We start from the raw sequence: 16,243 nt of genomic DNA on the forward strand, positions 1-16,243 counted from the left end.
CATGCAAACTCGTGACGATATTTTCAACACCTTGCGCGACGCCCTGGTGGAACTGTTTGAACTGGCGCCGGAACGCGTCACCCTTGACGCCAACTTGTACCAGGACCTGGAAATCGACAGCATCGACGCCGTGGACTTGATCGACCATATCAAGCGCCAGACCGGCAAGAAGATCGCTGCCGAGGAGTTCAAGGCCGTGCGCACCGTGGACGACGTGGTTGAGGCGGTGTACCGCCTGGTGCAACCCGCCGCATGAGCCGGCTGATCGGCCTTGGCCTGTTGTTGGCGGGGCTGCTGTACCCCTTTGCGGTGTATTACGGCACCGAGCATTTTGCCCCGTGGCAATTCGGCCTGCTGCTGGGCAGCTTGTGGCTGTTGCGCGCGTTTACCGGCGCGCGGCGCCCCGGCAGCCGCTGGATGGCACTGGCGGTGATCGTGTTCTGCCTGCTGCTGGCCTGGTTCGACAACCCGCACCTGCTGCGCTGGTACCCGAGCCTGGTCAGCGCGTTCATGCTGGCGCTGTTTGGCCTGAGCCTGAAATACGGCCCGCCGATGGTGGAACGCCTCGCGCGCATGACCGACCCGCACCTACCGCCCCACGCAATTGTGTATACGCGCCAGGTCACCGTGGTCTGGAGCCTGTTTTTCTTATGTAATGGCCTGCTCGCCGCCGCCCTCACCTTGTGGGCGCCGCTGAGCTGGTGGACGTTGTACAACGGCCTGATCGCCTACGGGCTGATGGGGCTGTTGTTTGCCGTGGAATGGCTGGTACGACAAAGGGTTCGAGGCCGCGTATGAATGGGTTGAAACTTGAGCACTTGCTGCTTGAGCCGCTGGAACAGCGTCCGGTCACCACCGAACCTGCGATGAATCACGCACAGCTGTGGGAGCAATCCCTCAGCCTGGCGGCGGGGCTGCGCGCGCGCGGTATCCAGCGCGTCGCCGTGCACCTGGAAGACGCAGGCCTCTTGGCAATTGCCCTGCTGGGTGCCTGGCGCGCCGGGGTCAGCGTGCTGCTGCCGGCCGACCTGCAAGCGCAAACCCGCCAACGCTGGGACGCGGCTGTCGACGCCTGGTTGACCGAAGCGGCGGATCTCGACGCTCTGTATGAGGCGCCGTTGAGCGCCGCGGCGCTGGACCTCGACGCCTGCCAACTGAGCCTGTGCACCTCCGGCTCCAGCGGCGAGCCCAAGCGCATCGACAAGACCCTGCGCCAACTGGCCAACGAAGTCGACGCCCTGGAAGCCCTGTGGGGTTCGGATTTGAAAGGCGCCTGCATCATCGGCAGCGTCGCCACCCAACATATCTACGGCCTGCTGTTCCGCGTGTTGTGGCCGCTGTGCGCCGGACGCACCTTTGTGCGCAAGCAACTGGCCTTTCCCGAGGACTTGCAGCGCGCCAGCCGCGAACACCCACAATTTGCCTGGGTCGCCAGCCCGGCGCTGCTCAAGCGCATGGGCGACAACCTCGACTGGCCGGCGCTGAGCCAGGTGTCGCGGGTGTTTTCCTCCGGCGGCGCGTTGCCCATCGAGGCCGCTGGCGAGCTGTACGACCGCTTGCAGCAATGGCCGACGGAAATCCTCGGCAGCTCGGAAACCGGCGGCATCGCCTGGCGCCAGGGCGCACAGCCTTGGCAGCCGTTCGCCGACGTGGAACTGAGCCAGGACGCCGACGGCGCCCTGCGCATCGCCTCGCCCTACCTGCCCGTCGGGCATATCGAACAAACCGCCGACGCCGCGCGTATCCACGCCGATGGCCGCTTCGAACTGCTCGGGCGCCTGGACCGCATCGTCAAGCTGGAAGAAAAACGCATCTCCCTGCCCATGCTTGAACAGGCGCTGATGGCTCACCCGTGGGTCGCCGAAACGCGCCTGGGCGTGGTGCAGGAAAACCGCGCGTCACTCGGTGCGCTGGTGGTGCTGAGCGCCGAGGGCCTGCATGCCCTGCGCAATCAAGGCCGTCGCACGCTGACCCAAACCCTGCGCCAGCACTTGAGCCAACACTGCGAAGCCCTGGCGTTGCCGCGTCGTTGGCGCTTACTGCGCCAATTGCCGCTGACCAGCCAAGGCAAACTGCCCCAGGCCCACGTCGAAGCGTTGCTGCTGGCACCACGGCCAAAGGCGCCAGAAGTATTGGAGCAAGTCGAAGCCAATGGCGAGTGGACCTTGCAGTTGAGCATCCCACCCGACCTGGCCTACTTCAGCGGCCACTTCCCGGTCACGCCGGTGTTGCCGGGCGTAGTGCAGATCGAATGGGCGTTCAACCTCGGCCAGCAACTGCTCGATTTGCCGGCGACCTTTGCCGGGATGGAAGTGCTCAAGTTCCAGCAACTGGTGCGCCCGGGCGACCGGATTGAACTGCACCTGCGCTTCGACCGAGAACGCGGCAAGCTGTACTTCGCCTATCGCAATGGCGACGCGGCCTGTTCCAGTGGGCGGATTTTGCTGGAGACCGTCGATGCATAACCCCTGCGCCCTGATCCCGGTCTACAACCACGAAGCCGCCGTCCCGGCCGTAGTCCGCAGCCTGCTCGACAGCGGCCTGCCCTGCCTGCTGGTGGACGACGGCAGCAGCCCGGCCTGCGCCGCAGTGCTGGCGCAACTGGCAGCCCTGGATAACGTCACCTTGCTGACCCTGCCGAACAACCAGGGCAAGGGCGGCGCTGTCATGGCCGGTTTCCGCGAAGCCGCGCGCCTGGGTTTCAGCCACGCCCTGCAAGTGGACGCCGACGGCCAGCACGACCTGCGCGAAGTCGAGACCTTCCTCGACGCCTCGCGCACCCACCCCAGCGCAATCATCTGCGGCTACCCCGAATACGACGAGAGCGTGCCCAAAGGCCGCCTGTACGCGCGCTACCTGACCCACGTGTGGGTGTGGATCAACACCCTGTCGCTGCAGATTCGCGACTCCATGTGCGGCTTTCGCGTGTACCCGCTGGCCCCCACGCTGGCGCTGATGGACTCGGCCTACATCGGCACGCGCATGGATTTCGACTCCGACATCCTCGTGCGCCTGGCCTGGCGCAACCAGCCGATGCGCTGGCTGCCGACCCGCGTGCATTACCCGGCGGACGGCCTGTCGCACTTCCGCCTGTTCCGCGACAACGTGCGCATCTCGGCGATGCACACCCGCTTGTTCTTCGGCATGTTGGTGCGCTCGCCGATGATCCTGTGGCGACGGTGGCAAGCATGAGCGACAGCACCAAGCACTGGGCCGATCGCGAGGAGCGCGGTAGCTTCCTGCTGATGAAACTCACCGCGTTCGCCGCCAAGGTCCTCGGTCGCCGCGTGCTGAGCCCACTGTTGTACGCCATCGTCTTGTACTTCTTCCTGTTCGGCCGTACCGCACGCCACAGCGCCTGGCAATACCAGCAGCGCCTGGCCGACTGGAGCGGGCGTGATGAGCTGCGCCCCACCCACAAGCGCGTGTTCGGCCAGTTCATGGCCTTCGCCGACTCCCTGCTCGACAAGCTTGACGTGTGGAACGGCAAGCTGCGCCTGGAACAGATCGAGATCAACGACCCGGCGCAATTGCGCGGGCAACTGCGCGGCGAACGCGGGCAGATGCTGGTGGGCGCACACCTGGGCAACCTCGAAGTGTGCCGCGCCCTCGCCGAGATTGGTGAGCAGGTGACCATGAACGTGCTGGTGCACACCAAGCACGCCGAACAATTCAACCGCCTGCTGGGCGAGGCTGGGGCGACGCACTTGCGCCTGATCCAGGTCAGCGAGCTGGACCCGGCCACCATGCTGCTGCTCAGCCAGCGCCTGGACGACGGCGAATGGCTGGCCATCGCCGGCGACCGCGTGCCGCTGCACGGCGGGCGCACGGTGCGCGTGGACTTCCTCGGCCACGACGCTGCCTTCCCCCAAGGCCCGTGGCTGCTGGCCGGCTTGCTCAAATGCCCGGTGAACCTGCTGATGTGCCTCAAGCACAACAACCGCTACCGCCTGACCATCGAGCCTTTCGCCGATTTGATCGAATGGAAACGTAATACCCGCGAGCAGGTCATAGCCCTGTGGACCGCGCGCTACGCCGCACGCCTGGGCCAGTTCTGCCTGGAAGCGCCCCAACAATGGTTCAACTTTTACCCTTTCTGGAAGACCGATGACGACGCATCTTGAGCCGGTAACCTTTGGCGAACGCGCTTTGCGCATCGAAGACGTGCTGGCCCTGGCCAACCGTCAGGCGCCTACCCAATTGCAGGGCGATGCCGCGTATCGCCAGCGCATCGCCAAGGGCGCGCAGTTCCTCGACTCGCTGCTGGACAAGGAAGGCGTGATCTACGGCGTGACCACCGGCTACGGCGACTCCTGCGTGGTGGCCGTGCCGTTGCAGCACGTCGAAGCGCTGCCGCGTCACCTGTACACCTTCCACGGTTGCGGCCTGGGCAAGTTGCTTGATGCGCAAGCCACCCGCGCCGTGCTGGCCGCCCGTTTGCAGTCGCTGTGCCACGGCGTGTCCGGCGTGCGCGTCGAGCTGCTGGAACGCCTGCATGCGTTCCTTGAACACGACGTGCTGCCGCTGATCCCGGAAGAAGGCTCGGTGGGCGCCAGCGGTGACCTGACGCCGCTGTCCTACGTGGCCGCGACCTTGTCCGGCGAACGTGAAGTGATGTTCCGTGGCGAACGCCGCCAGGCCGCCGACGTCCACCGCGAGCTGGGCTGGGACCCGCTGGTGCTGCGCCCGAAAGAAGCCCTCGCGCTGATGAACGGCACCGCCGTGATGACCGGCCTCGCGTGCCTGGCCTTCGCCCGCGCCGACTACCTGCTGCAACTGGCCACGCGCATCACCGCGCTGAACGTGGTGGCGCTGCAAGGCAACCCGGAACACTTCGACGAGCGCCTGTTCGCCGCCAAGCCGCACCCGGGGCAGATGCAAGTCGCCGCGTGGCTGCGCAAGGACCTGGCCATCGACGCGCCGACCGCGCCACTGCATCGCTTGCAGGACCGCTACTCGCTGCGCTGCGCGCCCCACGTCCTCGGCGTGCTGGCTGACAGCCTGAACTGGCTGCGATCGTTCATCGAGATCGAACTGAACAGCGCCAACGACAACCCGATCATCGACGCCGAAGAAGAACGCGTGCTCCACGGCGGCCACTTCTACGGCGGCCACATTGCCTTCGCCATGGACAGCCTCAAGACCCTGGTGGCCAACGTCGCCGACCTGCTCGACCGCCAGCTCGCCCTGCTGGTGGACGTGCGCTATAACCACGGCCTGCCGAGCAACCTGTCCGGCGCCCCGGCGGACCGCGCGATGATCAACCATGGCTTCAAGGCCGTGCAGATCGGCACCAGCGCCTGGACCGCCGAAGCGCTGAAAAACACCATGCCGGCCAGCGTGTTCTCGCGCTCCACCGAATGCCACAACCAGGACAAAGTGAGCATGGGCACCATCGCCGCCCGCGATGCGATCCGCGTGCTGGAGCTGACCGAACAGGTCGCCGCCGCCACCTTGCTCGCCGCCAACCAAGGCGTGTGGCTGCGCGCCCAGGCCGCCGATGCACGCCCGTTGCCGCCAGCCTTGGCCGCGATGCACGAGCAATTGGCGCAAGACTTCCCGCCAGTCATCGAAGACCGCGCCCTCGAAGGCGAACTGCGCCTGTGCCTGCAACGCATCGCCGCGCAACACTGGAGGCTGCATGCGTAGCCCCGGCGTGCTGCACTGCGACACCGAGATCCTCGTGCCGTTTTTTGACGTCGACACCATGAACGTCGTCTGGCACGGGCATTACGTGAAGTACCTGGAAGTGGCGCGCTGCGCGCTGCTGGACAAGCTCGGCCACAACTACACGCAGATGCTCGAATCGGGCTACGCCTGGCCGGTGATCGACATGCAGCTGCGCTACGTGCGCGGCGCGGTGTTTGGCCAGACCATCAACGTGCGCGCGAGCTTGGTGGAGTGGGAGAACCGTTTGAAGGTCAATTATCTGATTACCGACCTGGCCAGCGGCGAGCGGTTGACCCGTGCGAGTACTGTGCAAGTCGCGGTAGACGTCACCAGCCGCGAGATGCAACTGGCCTCCCCCAAGATATTCACCGACGCCGTAGAGAGAGCCTTGAAATGAAATCCCCTGTGGGAGCGGGCTTGCTCGCGAAGGTCGTCAACGATAATGCAATCCGCCTGACACTGCGCGGCGTCTTCAAGCTCTTCGCGAGCAAGCCCGCTCCCACATTTTTGATCGGGTTGTTCCTGAGTTTCAGTGCACACGCTTTTGACTTGCAGCAGCTCAGCGACCAGTTGGCCAAGCCCTCGGTGATCCACGGCAACTTCACCCAGGAAAAACACCTGCGCGCCCTGCCCCAGCCGCTGGTCAGCAAAGGCACCTTCGTCCTCGCCAAGGACCACGGCCTGCTGTGGCTGCTGAAAATCCCGCTGCAACAGGACTATCGCATCAGCGCCCAAGGCATCGCCCGCCGTGACGCCACGGGTTGGCAGCCGCTGCCGAACAAGAGCGCCGGTGCCGAGCAGAATCGCCTGTTCCTCGCCGTGCTCCAGGGCGACAGCAGCGGCTTGCAGCGTGACTTCGAGCTGCAATTGAACGGCGAAGCCAACGACTGGAAACTGACGCTGATCCCACGCTCGCTGCTGCTAAAACAAGTCTTCACCCAGATCAATATCGACGGTGGCGAGTTGGTGCAAAAAATCGAGCTGCTGGAAACCCAGGGCGACAGCACCCTGCTGCGCATGCAGGACAGCACCGCCGCCCTGCCCTTGAGCGACGCGGAGCGACACGACTTTGCGCAGTGAGCGTCTGTTGCCGCGCCTGTTCCTGATCCTGCTGGTGGCCGTGCTGGCCCTGGCCGGCTGGCAGTGGCGCCATGGCGCGCCGTTGTCGGCGAACCTGATGGAGCTGGTGCCGGGCAACACCCCGGACGCCCTGGAGCTGCAAGCCGAACAGCGCATGCAAGAGCCGCTGAACCGCGAAATGCTGGTGCTGGTCGGGCATGCCGACCGCCAGCAAGCGGTGGCCGTGGCGCAACAATTGGGCGAGCGCTGGCAGGCCAGCGGGCTGTTTGAAAAGGTCCAGTGGAACCTGCAAGCCGACTTGCCGGCGCTGCGCGAGCAATTGCTGCGCGGGCGCCTGGCCATGCTCTCGGCCAAGGACCGCGAGCAACTGATCGAACAACCCGACGCATTCATCCAGCAGCGTGTGCAAGCGCTGTTCGACCCCTTCACCGGCTTCAGCCTGGTGCCGAGCCAGGATGACTGGCTGGGCCTGACCGGACGCATCCAGAACAGCCAGCCGCAACATGGCTCGGTACAGCTGGATATCGGCAGCGGCGCGTTGATCGCCGATGCCGACGGCAAGAGCTGGGTGCTGCTGCGGGCGCGCACCACCGGCAATGCCTTCGACATGAAACTGCCGCTGCAAGTGGCGGACCTGCTCCAGGCCAGCCGTGCCCAGGCCGGCGAGCAAGGCGCGCAACTGCTCGCCGCCAGCGGTCTGCTGTATGCGGCCAACGGTCAGCAGCAAGCCACGCGGGAAATCACCTGGGTTGGCGGCGGCGCCACCGTCGGTATCTTGTTGTTGCTGCTGCTCGCCTTCCGCCGCTGGCGCGTGTTGCTGGCGTTTGTGCCGGTGCTGGTGGGCATGCTGTTTGGCGCGGTGGCCTGTGTGGCGCTGTTTGGCCATATGCATGTGATGACCCTGGTGCTGGGCTCCAGCCTGATCGGCGTGGCGGTGGATTACCCGCTGCACTACCTGTCGAAAAGCTGGAGCCTGCAACCCTGGCGCAGCTGGCCGGCGTTGCGCCTGACGCTGCCGGGGCTGAGCCTGAGCCTGGCGACCAGTTGCATCGGTTACCTGGCGCTGGCCTGGACGCCGTTCCCGGCGCTGACGCAAATCGCGGTGTTCTCGGCGGCCGGCCTGGTCGGCGCGTACCTGTCGGCCGTATGCCTGTTGCCGGCGCTGCTCAAGGGCGTCGAACTGCGCCCGGCGCAATGGCCGCTGCGCATCGCTGAATGTTTGTGGCTGGTGCGTGAATCGCTGCTCAAGCGCGTGCCGAGCGCGGCGCTGCTGGCCCTGTTGCTGCTGTTTTGCGCCGGTGGCCTGTGGCAGCTCAACAGCAAAAACGATATTCGCCAATGGATCGGCGCGCCGCCGCAACTGCTGCAAGAAGCACAAGCCGTGGCGCGGATTACCGGGTTCCAACCCACCAGCCAGTTCTTCCTGGTGCGCGCCGAGAACCAGCAGCAGTTGCTGGAACGGGAAAGCGCCCTGGGCCAGCGCCTCGATCAACTGGTAAACATGGGCAAGCTCCAGGGCTACATGGCGCTCAACCAACTGGTCAGCCTGCCCGCCGAGCAACAAAAACTGCGCGAGGCACTGAACACTCTGCCGCAACACTGGCAACCGCTGCTGGATCTCGGCGTCCCCGCCAGCGCCCTGCAAGCCGAGGTCGCGCAACTGCAAGCGCTGCCCACCCAAGACATCGACGCCGCGCTGCAAGGCCCGCTGGCCGAACCCTGGCGCACCTTGTGGCTGGGCCCGGTGGACGACGGCGTGGCGGCGATGGTCAGCCTGCAAGGCCTGAACAACCCGGCGCTGCTGCGGGTGCAGGCCTTGGACTTGCCCGGGGTGCAACTGGTGGATCGCCTCGGCGACCTGAATCGGGTGTTCGCCGACACGCAGATCAGCGCCGCTGAATTGAAATTGATGTCGTGCGTGCTGATCGTGCTGTTGCTGATCCTGCCGTTCGGCTTTGGCGGTGCCCTGCGCATCGTCGCCCTGCCGTTGCTCGCCGCACTGTGCAGCCTGGCCAGCCTCGGTTGGCTGGGCCAGCCGCTGACCTTGTTCAGCCTGTTCGGCCTGCTGCTGGTCACGGCCATCAGCGTCGATTACGCGATCCTCATGCGCGAACAGATCGGCGGCCCGGCTGTGAGCCTGTTGGGCACGCTGCTGGCGGCACTGACGACCTGGTTGTCGTTCGGCCTGCTGGCGGTGTCCAGCACACCGGCGGTGAGTAATTTCGGCTTATCGGTCAGCCTCGGCCTGGCATTCAGCTTTATGCTGGCGCCCTGGGCCGGGCAACAGAAGCACGCCTTATGAATGTGATTATCGCCAATGCGGCAAGGAGCCCTCGTGCCCATAGTTGAAATGGAACGTCGCCAAGTGGTGGTGATCGGTGCCGGTCCGTCCGGGGCCATCGCCGCCGCGCTGTTAAAGCGCAAAGGGCATGATGTATTGATTATCGAGCGCCAGCATTTTCCCCGGTTCTCGATCGGCGAAAGCCTGCTGTCCCACTGCATCGACTTTATCGAAGAAGCCGGCATGCTCGACGCCGTGCAGGCCGCCGGTTTCCAGGTGAAAACCGGCGCCGCGTTCGCCTGGGGCGAGCGCTACAGCGCGTTTGATTTCAGCGACACGTTCAGCAACGGCAAGCCGACCACCTTCCAGGTGCAGCGCGGTGAATTCGACAAGCTGCTGGCCGATCAGGCGGCGCTGCAAGGCGTGGAAATCCGCTACGGCGAAACCATCGTCGGCGTCGATTTCAAAGGCGAAACCCACTACCTGCACGTACGCCGCGAGAACGGCAGCGAGTACCACCTCAAGGCCAAGTTCGTGCTCGACGCCAGCGGCTACGGCCGCGTGCTGCCGCGCCTGCTGGACCTGGAGGCGCCGTCGGATTTCCCGGTGCGCCAGGCGGTGTTCACCCATATCGAAGACCGCATCGAACACCCCGGTTTCGACCGCAGCAAGATCCTCATCACCACCCACCCGACCCAGCGTGACATCTGGTTCTGGAGCATCCCGTTCAGCAACGGCCGCTGCTCGGTGGGCGTGGTCGCCGCCAAGGAGCACTTCGACGGCCGCGACGGCGACCTCGATGCGTGCCTGCGCGGGTTTATCGACGAAACCCCGAGCCTGTCCAACGTGCTGCAAAACGCCGTCTGGGACACGCCGGCGCGTACCATCGGCGGCTACTCGGCCAACGTCACAACCTTGCACGGGCCGGGCTTTGCGCTGCTGGGCAATGCGGCAGAATTCCTCGACCCGGTGTTCTCATCCGGCGTGACCATCGCCATGCGTTCGGCAAGCATGGCCGCCGGCCTGCTGCATCGCCAGCTCAAAGGCGAAACCGTGGACTGGCAAACCGAGTTTGCCGAGCCGTTGAAGCGCGGCGTGGACACCTTCCGCTGCTACGTCGAAGGCTGGTACGCCGGCACGTTCCAGGATGTGATCTACCACCCGGACAGCTCGCCGGAGATCCGCCGGATGATCTGCTCGATCCTCGCCGGCTACGCGTGGGATGAGCGCAACCCGTTTGTCAGCGAGCCCAAGCGACGCTTGCGGATGTTGTCGGAAATTTGTGCGGGTGAGCCGGTATGAGCAGTCAGTATTTAAGCAAAAACTACGTCGAAGAAACCAAGTTCGGCTTCTGGTTTTTGCGCAGCCACACCTGGCAGCACCATGTGTTGCGCGTGGCGATCAACGACCTGCGCAGCCTGTTCACTGACCCGCTGCCAGAGGCGCCAGTGTTGCTCGACGCCGGTTGCGGCCAGGGCAAGTCATTCCAATACCTGCGGCAGGTGTTTGCCCCCGCGCGCCTGATCGGCCTCGACGCCGACCCCCACAGCCTGACACTGAGCCAGGCTGAAGCGGCGCGCCAGGGCATGGCCGTGGAACTGATCGGCAGCGATTGCGCGACCCTCGATGTACCGGATGAAAGCGTCGATATCCTGTTCTGCCACCAGACCTTCCACCACCTGGTCGAACAGCATCGCGCACTGAAAGAGTTCTACCGCGTGCTCAAGCCGGGCGGGTACCTGCTGTTTGCCGAGTCCACCGAAGCCTATATCGACACCTGGGTGATCCGCTGGCTGTTTCGCCACCCGATGCATGTGCAGAAAAGCGCCGAGCAATACCTGGAGATGATCCGCGAACAGGGCTTTGAATTCGGCCCGCAGAACGTCTCGTACCCGTATCTGTGGTGGAGCCGTTCCAGCGATTTCGGCCTGCTGGAACGCTGGGGCCTGCGCAAGGCGCCGCCAGTGGGGCAGCGCGAAGAAACCCTGGTCAACTGCGTGGCACGCAAGCCGCTGGCGAGCGCGGCCACATGATGCGTGTGTGGCTGATCGGCTGCCTGTTGTTGCTGAGCGCCTGCGCCAGCCAGCCACCGTTGCCGGAGAAAACCCCGAGCCTGGCGTTGCCCCTGCAATTGCACGTGCAACGCCTGGCCGACGGCCAGAGCCAGGACTGGCTGCTGGTGATCCAGCGCGAAGGCGGCGGCATTCGCTGGTCGATGATGGACCCGTTGGGCATTCCCCAGGCCCGGCAAAAGCTGATCGAAGGGCAGTGGCAGGCCGACGGCTTGCTGCCGCCCAATCCCCAGGCACGCGAGCTGTTTGCCGCGCTGTTGTTTGCGCTGACCTCGGCCGAAGACCTGCGCGCCCTGTATCCGACGGCGCAAGCCATGGACCTGACGCGCACCCTGCCGGGCCATTGGCAGATCGTGTATCAGTCGTCCGAGGTATTTAGCGTGAACATCAGCGGCCAGCCCCTGAGCTACCGCATCACGCCGCTTGGAGCCGGGCAATGACGGCCTATCTCAACGCCCTCGGCGTGATCTGCGCCCTCGGCCGTGGCCAGGCCGAGGTCAGCCGCAGCCTGTTTGCCGGCGACTGCTCGGGCATGGCCGCCGAAAGCGGCTGGGTGCCGCAGCGTGTGTTGCCGGTTGGCGCTGTACACGGCGAGCTGGCGACCATCCCCGCGGAACTCGGCCAGCAGAGCAGCCGCAATAACCAGCTGCTGCTGGAAGCGGCGTTGCAGATCGAGGGCGAGATTCGCCAGGCAATCCACACCTACGGCGCGTCGCGGGTCGGCGTTGTGCTCGGCACCAGCACTTCGGGGATCGATGAGGCCAGCCGTGGCATCGCCCATTTCCTGCGGGAAAACCAGTTCCCCGGCGACTACGACTACCAGCAGCAGGAACTCAGCGCGCCGGCGAACTTCCTCGCCGACTGGCTGCAACTGAGCGGGCCGGCCTATGTGATTTCCACCGCCTGCACCTCCAGTGCCCGCGCGCTGATGAGTGCCCAGCGCCTGCTGGACCTGGGCGTGTGCGATGCGGTGATCTGCGGTGGCGTGGACAGTTTGTGCAAGCTCACGCTCAACGGCTTCAGCTCGCTGGAAGCGGTATCGAACGAGCGCTGCAACCCGTTCTCGGTGAACCGCAACGGCATCAATATCGGTGAAGCGGCGGTGCTGTTTGTGATGAGCAAGGAGCCGGCGCCCATCGCCCTGCTGGGCAGCGGCGCCAGTTGCGATGCGCACCATATCTCCGCGCCCGAGCCCAGCGGCAAAGGCGCGTTGCAGTCGATGCGCAAAGCGTTGGCCAGCGCGAAATTGCAGCCCGAGCAGATCGGTTACCTGAACCTGCACGGCACCGCCACCCAGCACAACGACGCCATGGAAAGCCTGGCCGTCGCCAACCTGTTCCCGCACGGCGTGGCCTGCTCATCGACCAAACCCATGAGCGGCCACACCCTTGGTGCGGCAGGCGCGCTGGAAGCGGCGTTCTGCTGGCTGAGCCTGCGCCACGGCCGACTGCCGCCGCACGTCTGGGACGGCGTGGCCGACCCGGCGCTGCCGGCCTTGCACTGGGCACGGCTGGGCGACACCCTGGAAAAACGCTGCCTGATGAGCAACTCGTTTGCCTTCGGCGGCAACAACGTCAGCCTGATTATCGGAGAGGCCCCATGACCCCTTGGCCACTCGCCGAACTACTGCCCCATGCCGGCGACATGATCCTGATCGACCAGGTGCTGTCGTACGATGAAGAGCAGATTCGCACCCGCGTCACCGTCACCCCCGGCGGCCTGTTCAACCGCCCCGACGGCAGCCTGCCGGCGTGGGTCGGCATTGAGTTGATGGCGCAAAGCGTCGCCGCCTACGCCGGTTGCCGCGCGCGCCACAAAGGCGAAGCCGTGGAACTGGGCTTCCTGTTGGGCACACGTAAATTCGAGTGCAACGTGGAGCACTTCCCGGCCGGCGCCGAGCTGACCATCCACGGCCTGCGCTCCCTGGAAGACGACAACGGCATGGGTGTGTTCGAATGCCACCTCACCGGTGAGGGCATCCAGGCCAGTGCGCGCTTGAACGTATTCCGACCGCCCCAGGCGGCCACCTATTTAGATGAATCGAAGGACGTAACGCCATGACTGAATCCGTACTGGTCACCGGCTCCAGCCGTGGCATCGGCCGCGCCATCGCCCTGCGCCTGGCCCAGGCCGGGCATGACCTCGTGCTGCACTGCCGCAGCGGGCGGGCCGAAGCCGACGCGGTGCAGGTCGAAATCGAAGCGTTGGGCCGCAAGGCGCGGGTGCTGCAATTCGATGTGGCGGACCGGGCTGTGTGCAAGGAAATCCTCGAAGCGGATGTTGAGCAGCATGGCGCCTATTACGGCGTGGTGCTCAATGCCGGCCTGACCCGCGACGGCGCGTTTCCGGCATTGTCCGAAGACGATTGGGACGTGGTGATGCGCACCAACCTGGACGGTTTCTACAACGTACTGCACCCGGTGATGATGCCAATGATTCGGCGCCGTGCGGCGGGGCGTATCGTGTGCATCACGTCGGTGTCGGGGTTGATCGGCAACCGTGGGCAAGTCAACTACAGCGCGTCGAAAGCCGGTTTGATCGGCGCAGCCAAAGCCTTGGCGATTGAACTGGGCAAGCGCAAGATCACCGTCAACTGCGTCGCGCCGGGCTTGATCGACACGGCGATGCTGGATGAAAACGTACCGGTGGAAGAGCTGATGAAGATGATCCCGGCGCAACGCATGGGCAGCCCGGAAGAGGTGGCCGGCGCGGTGAATTTCCTGATGTCGGCCGAAGCCGGCTATATCACCCGCCAGGTCCTGGCCGTGAATGGAGGCCTGTGCTGATGAAACGCGTCGTCGTCACCGGCATGGCCGGCATGACCTCCCTGGGCGGCGATTGGGCCACCATCTCGGCCAACTTCCGCGCCAACCGCAGCGGTATCCGGCGCATGGACGAGTGGGACCGCTTCACCGAATTGAATACGCGCCTGGCCGGGCCGATTGACGATTTTGTCGTGCCAGCCCATTGGACGCGCAAGCAACTGCGCAGCATGGGCCGCGTCTCGCGCCTGGCCGTTTGGGCGGCGGAGCAGGCGTTGCAGGACGCCGGCTTGCTGGGTGACGAGTCGATCAAGGACGGGCGCATGGGCGTGGCCTGTGGCTCGTCCACCGGCAGCACCGACGAGATCAAGGCGTTCGGCAATATGCTGCTGAACTCGGTGGCCGAGGGGCTGAATGCCAACTCCTATGTGCGCATGATGCCCCACACCACGGCGGCGAATATCAGCATCTTCTTTGGCCTGACCGGGCGGCTGATCCCCACGTCCAGCGCCTGCACCAGCGGCAGCCAGGGCATCGGTTATGCCTATGAGGCGATCAAGTTCGGCCGCCTGCCGTTGATGCTCGCTGGCGGCGCCGAAGAGCTGTGCCCCACCGAGGCCATGGTGTTCGATGCGCTCTACGCCACCAGCCTGAAGAATGACGCGCCGCAGACCAGCCCACGGCCCTACGACAGCGGCCGCGATGGCCTGGTGATCGGTGAAGGCGGCGGCATGCTGGTGCTCGAAGAACTGGAACATGCGCTGGCACGCGGTGCGCATATCCACGCGGAACTGGTCGGCTTCGGCAGCAACGCCGACGGCCAGCACACCACGCGCCCGGAACAGAAAACCATGCGCCGCGCCATGGAGCTGGCGCTGGAAGACGCCGGCCTGGAGCCGTCCGCCATCGGCTACGTCAACGGCCATGGCACCGCCACCGATCAAGGCGACGTCGCCGAGACCCTGGCCACCCACGCCCTGTTCGGCAGCCGCATGCCCATCAGTTCGCAGAAGAGTTTCCTCGGCCACACCTTGGGTGCGTGCGGCGCGCTGGAGTCGTGGTTCAGCATCGAGATGATGAACCGCAACCAGTATGTGCACACCTTCAACCTGGACGCCGTCGACCCGCAATGCGGCGAGCTGGATTACCTGCAAGGTGAGTTCCGCGAGATGCACCACGACTACGTGATGAACAACAACTTTGCCTTTGGCGGCGTCAACACGTCGCTGATCTTCCGCCGCTGGTCCTGACTTTTTAATCGATTGGAGAATACGGAATGTCTTCCTTGTTACGCGCCACCCTGATCACCCTGGCCCTGCTGACCACCGCTGGCTGCACCAACAAGCCCGTGCTCAACACCCAGCACGAACTGCCGGCCGACATCCAGATCAGCGAAGAAAAAATGAAGACGGTGATTGTCACCGCCCTGCAAAAACGCGAGTGGACCGTGCAGCGCCTGAGCCCGCAACTGGTGCAGGCCGAAATCACCATTCGCAACCAGTATTACGCCGCCATCGACATCCGCTACACCCGCAACAGCTACGCCATCACCTACCGCGACAGCCGCGACCTGGGCTACAAGGACGGCAAGATCCATCGCAACTACAACCGTTGGGTGAACAACCTGGACAGCGACATCATGGCCGGGTTGCGCAGCAATGGCGTGAACGAGGCCGGCTCGGCGGCGCAGTTGTTTGAGCAGACGGGCACGACCAAGTAAAGCTGAGGTTGTGGTTTCTCCAGAAACGACAAAGGGCGCCTCTCGGCGCCCTCTTCACAAACAGGTTGGCTTGTCATCGCCGCGTCCTGCCTGGCTCTGCGATGGCTGGTTGTCCAGGATCCTCAGAGTCTCACAAGCCCCTTTCGGGAACGTGGGCAGTATGCCTGAAAACAGCTCGCCTGCAATCGCTGGCAAAAAGCCGCTCGTCCATCGCCAAGCTCATCGCAAGCCAAGCGCACAGCGCACCGCTGCTTTTATCGCGTGAAACTGCTCAGTGGTGAGCTCTGCGATTTTGTAAGTTCGTTTGCCATGCCGATCCTTGCTCTTTATTCGGTCAAGCCGACCTAGACTGACGGTCGCCACGATGTCGCATTTTGCCCAGCAGATCGGACTCGCTCCCTGAAGGTGACTGTCGAGTTGTAAATGATGCTCCAGAACCGTCTCTGGTGCGGTAGTGCTCAAGGGCACCACCGTCACCAGCAGCCTATTGGTGCGATGTTTGCGGATCACAATGACAGGCCGGATCTTGATGATTTCCGGGACTTCATAGCCTCGAAAATCACAAATCAACACGCTGCCCTCCTTGGGCTGGTAGAAAAGTGCCATCCATATCACTCGCTTGAGAAAAAGCGATTCTGCGCAACTTTCCGGCGAATCA

General features: G+C 64.6%; 18 protein-coding genes. 17 read left to right on the forward strand and 1 reads right to left on the reverse strand.

Going from position 1 to position 16,243, the window contains the following annotated elements; translation table 11 throughout:
- The first annotated feature begins 1 nt into the window (after position 1).
- From J1G37_RS09015 to J1G37_RS09095, 17 genes are read left to right on the forward strand one after another with little or no spacing between them, the layout of a single operon-like run.
- Complete coding sequence (locus tag J1G37_RS09015) at positions 2 to 256, forward strand: acyl carrier protein (protein WP_017738894.1); 255 nt, start codon at positions 2 to 4, stop codon at positions 254 to 256.
- Positions 253 to 798, forward strand: a complete 546-nt coding sequence (locus tag J1G37_RS09020; protein WP_207041236.1) for a hypothetical protein — start codon at positions 253 to 255, stop codon at positions 796 to 798. The genes J1G37_RS09015 and J1G37_RS09020 overlap by 4 nt, the downstream gene beginning before the upstream one ends.
- Positions 795 to 2,465 carry an acyl-CoA synthetase family protein gene (locus tag J1G37_RS09025; RefSeq protein ID WP_207041237.1) on the forward strand — a complete coding sequence of 557 codons (1,671 nt, stop codon included), beginning with the start codon at positions 795 to 797 and terminating at the stop codon, positions 2,463 to 2,465. Before J1G37_RS09020 ends, J1G37_RS09025 begins: the two co-directional genes overlap by 4 nt.
- Entirely contained in the window at positions 2,458 to 3,192 is a 735-nt protein-coding gene (locus tag J1G37_RS09030; protein WP_207041238.1) for a glycosyltransferase family 2 protein, read from the forward strand. The genes J1G37_RS09025 and J1G37_RS09030 overlap by 8 nt, the downstream gene beginning before the upstream one ends.
- Positions 3,189 to 4,124, forward strand: coding sequence for a glycosyl transferase (locus J1G37_RS09035; protein ID WP_207041239.1), 936 nt, complete (start codon positions 3,189 to 3,191; stop codon positions 4,122 to 4,124). Before J1G37_RS09030 ends, J1G37_RS09035 begins: the two co-directional genes overlap by 4 nt.
- Entirely contained in the window at positions 4,108 to 5,649 is a 1,542-nt protein-coding gene (locus J1G37_RS09040; protein ID WP_207041240.1) for an aromatic amino acid ammonia-lyase, read from the forward strand. Before J1G37_RS09035 ends, J1G37_RS09040 begins: the two co-directional genes overlap by 17 nt.
- The gene (locus J1G37_RS09045) at positions 5,642 to 6,067 is read left to right on the forward strand and encodes an acyl-CoA thioesterase (protein WP_207041241.1); all 426 of its coding nucleotides are present in this window, start codon (positions 5,642 to 5,644) and stop codon (positions 6,065 to 6,067) included. The genes J1G37_RS09040 and J1G37_RS09045 overlap by 8 nt, the downstream gene beginning before the upstream one ends.
- Positions 6,064 to 6,750, forward strand: a complete 687-nt coding sequence (locus tag J1G37_RS09050) for an outer membrane lipoprotein carrier protein LolA (RefSeq protein ID WP_207041242.1) — start codon at positions 6,064 to 6,066, stop codon at positions 6,748 to 6,750. The genes J1G37_RS09045 and J1G37_RS09050 overlap by 4 nt, the downstream gene beginning before the upstream one ends.
- Entirely contained in the window at positions 6,740 to 9,052 is a 2,313-nt protein-coding gene (locus J1G37_RS09055) for an MMPL family transporter (protein WP_207041244.1), read from the forward strand. Before J1G37_RS09050 ends, J1G37_RS09055 begins: the two co-directional genes overlap by 11 nt.
- Positions 9,053 to 9,085: 33 nt before the next feature.
- The gene (locus J1G37_RS09060; RefSeq protein ID WP_347402338.1) at positions 9,086 to 10,333 is read left to right on the forward strand and encodes an NAD(P)/FAD-dependent oxidoreductase; all 1,248 of its coding nucleotides are present in this window, start codon (positions 9,086 to 9,088) and stop codon (positions 10,331 to 10,333) included.
- A complete protein-coding gene (locus J1G37_RS09065) occupies positions 10,330 to 11,064 on the forward strand; it encodes a class I SAM-dependent methyltransferase (RefSeq protein ID WP_124525466.1) in 735 nt (244 codons plus the stop codon). The genes J1G37_RS09060 and J1G37_RS09065 overlap by 4 nt, the downstream gene beginning before the upstream one ends.
- The gene (locus J1G37_RS09070) at positions 11,061 to 11,543 is read left to right on the forward strand and encodes a hypothetical protein (protein WP_207041245.1); all 483 of its coding nucleotides are present in this window, start codon (positions 11,061 to 11,063) and stop codon (positions 11,541 to 11,543) included. Before J1G37_RS09065 ends, J1G37_RS09070 begins: the two co-directional genes overlap by 4 nt.
- Positions 11,540 to 12,706: a beta-ketoacyl-[acyl-carrier-protein] synthase family protein gene (locus J1G37_RS09075; RefSeq protein ID WP_207041247.1), complete on the forward strand. Its 1,167-nt coding sequence runs from the start codon at positions 11,540 to 11,542 to the stop codon at positions 12,704 to 12,706. The genes J1G37_RS09070 and J1G37_RS09075 overlap by 4 nt, the downstream gene beginning before the upstream one ends.
- A complete protein-coding gene (locus J1G37_RS09080) occupies positions 12,703 to 13,164 on the forward strand; it encodes a hotdog family protein (protein WP_124525463.1) in 462 nt (153 codons plus the stop codon). Before J1G37_RS09075 ends, J1G37_RS09080 begins: the two co-directional genes overlap by 4 nt.
- The gene (gene fabG, locus J1G37_RS09085) at positions 13,161 to 13,889 is read left to right on the forward strand and encodes a 3-oxoacyl-ACP reductase FabG (RefSeq protein ID WP_207041249.1); all 729 of its coding nucleotides are present in this window, start codon (positions 13,161 to 13,163) and stop codon (positions 13,887 to 13,889) included. The genes J1G37_RS09080 and fabG overlap by 4 nt, the downstream gene beginning before the upstream one ends.
- Positions 13,889 to 15,115 (forward strand): beta-ketoacyl-ACP synthase, encoded by a 1,227-nt coding sequence (locus J1G37_RS09090; RefSeq protein WP_124525461.1) that lies wholly within the window; start codon positions 13,889 to 13,891, stop codon positions 15,113 to 15,115. The genes fabG and J1G37_RS09090 overlap by 1 nt, the downstream gene beginning before the upstream one ends.
- A 26-nt stretch (positions 15,116 to 15,141) precedes the next feature.
- Positions 15,142 to 15,585 (forward strand): hypothetical protein, encoded by a 444-nt coding sequence (locus tag J1G37_RS09095; protein WP_207041251.1) that lies wholly within the window; start codon positions 15,142 to 15,144, stop codon positions 15,583 to 15,585.
- Positions 15,586 to 15,804: 219 nt separating this feature from the next.
- Here J1G37_RS09095 and J1G37_RS09100 read toward each other — a convergent pair whose 3' ends face one another.
- The gene (locus J1G37_RS09100) at positions 15,805 to 16,191 is read right to left on the reverse strand and encodes a type II toxin-antitoxin system PemK/MazF family toxin (RefSeq protein WP_207041253.1); all 387 of its coding nucleotides are present in this window, start codon (positions 16,189 to 16,191) and stop codon (positions 15,805 to 15,807) included.
- Between the last annotated feature and the right edge of the window lie 52 nt (positions 16,192 to 16,243).

This window comes from Pseudomonas sp. Marseille-Q1929, from assembly GCF_017316265.1.
Classification (GTDB): domain Bacteria; phylum Pseudomonadota; class Gammaproteobacteria; order Pseudomonadales; family Pseudomonadaceae; genus Aquipseudomonas.

Excerpts from the sequence above, each read along its gene's own strand:
- J1G37_RS09050 (WP_207041242.1), top strand. The coding sequence starts at position 6,064 with ATGAAATCCCCTGTGGGAGCGGGCTTGCTCGCGAAGGTCGTCAACGAT.
- J1G37_RS09030 (WP_207041238.1), top strand. The coding sequence starts at position 2,458 with ATGCATAACCCCTGCGCCCTGATCCCGGTCTACAACCACGAAGCCGCC.
- J1G37_RS09100 (WP_207041253.1), bottom strand. The coding sequence starts at position 16,191 with ATGGCACTTTTCTACCAGCCCAAGGAGGGCAGCGTGTTGATTTGTGAT.
- J1G37_RS09025 (WP_207041237.1), top strand. The coding sequence starts at position 795 with ATGAATGGGTTGAAACTTGAGCACTTGCTGCTTGAGCCGCTGGAACAG.
- J1G37_RS09015 (WP_017738894.1), top strand. The coding sequence starts at position 2 with ATGCAAACTCGTGACGATATTTTCAACACCTTGCGCGACGCCCTGGTG.
- J1G37_RS09075 (WP_207041247.1), top strand. The coding sequence starts at position 11,540 with ATGACGGCCTATCTCAACGCCCTCGGCGTGATCTGCGCCCTCGGCCGT.
- J1G37_RS09095 (WP_207041251.1), top strand. The coding sequence starts at position 15,142 with ATGTCTTCCTTGTTACGCGCCACCCTGATCACCCTGGCCCTGCTGACC.
- J1G37_RS09065 (WP_124525466.1), top strand. The coding sequence starts at position 10,330 with ATGAGCAGTCAGTATTTAAGCAAAAACTACGTCGAAGAAACCAAGTTC.
- J1G37_RS09070 (WP_207041245.1), top strand. The coding sequence starts at position 11,061 with ATGATGCGTGTGTGGCTGATCGGCTGCCTGTTGTTGCTGAGCGCCTGC.
- J1G37_RS09035 (WP_207041239.1), top strand. The coding sequence starts at position 3,189 with ATGAGCGACAGCACCAAGCACTGGGCCGATCGCGAGGAGCGCGGTAGC.
- J1G37_RS09040 (WP_207041240.1), top strand. The coding sequence starts at position 4,108 with ATGACGACGCATCTTGAGCCGGTAACCTTTGGCGAACGCGCTTTGCGC.
- J1G37_RS09080 (WP_124525463.1), top strand. The coding sequence starts at position 12,703 with ATGACCCCTTGGCCACTCGCCGAACTACTGCCCCATGCCGGCGACATG.
- J1G37_RS09090 (WP_124525461.1), top strand. The coding sequence starts at position 13,889 with ATGAAACGCGTCGTCGTCACCGGCATGGCCGGCATGACCTCCCTGGGC.
- J1G37_RS09045 (WP_207041241.1), top strand. The coding sequence starts at position 5,642 with ATGCGTAGCCCCGGCGTGCTGCACTGCGACACCGAGATCCTCGTGCCG.
- J1G37_RS09020 (WP_207041236.1), top strand. The coding sequence starts at position 253 with ATGAGCCGGCTGATCGGCCTTGGCCTGTTGTTGGCGGGGCTGCTGTAC.
- fabG (WP_207041249.1), top strand. The coding sequence starts at position 13,161 with ATGACTGAATCCGTACTGGTCACCGGCTCCAGCCGTGGCATCGGCCGC.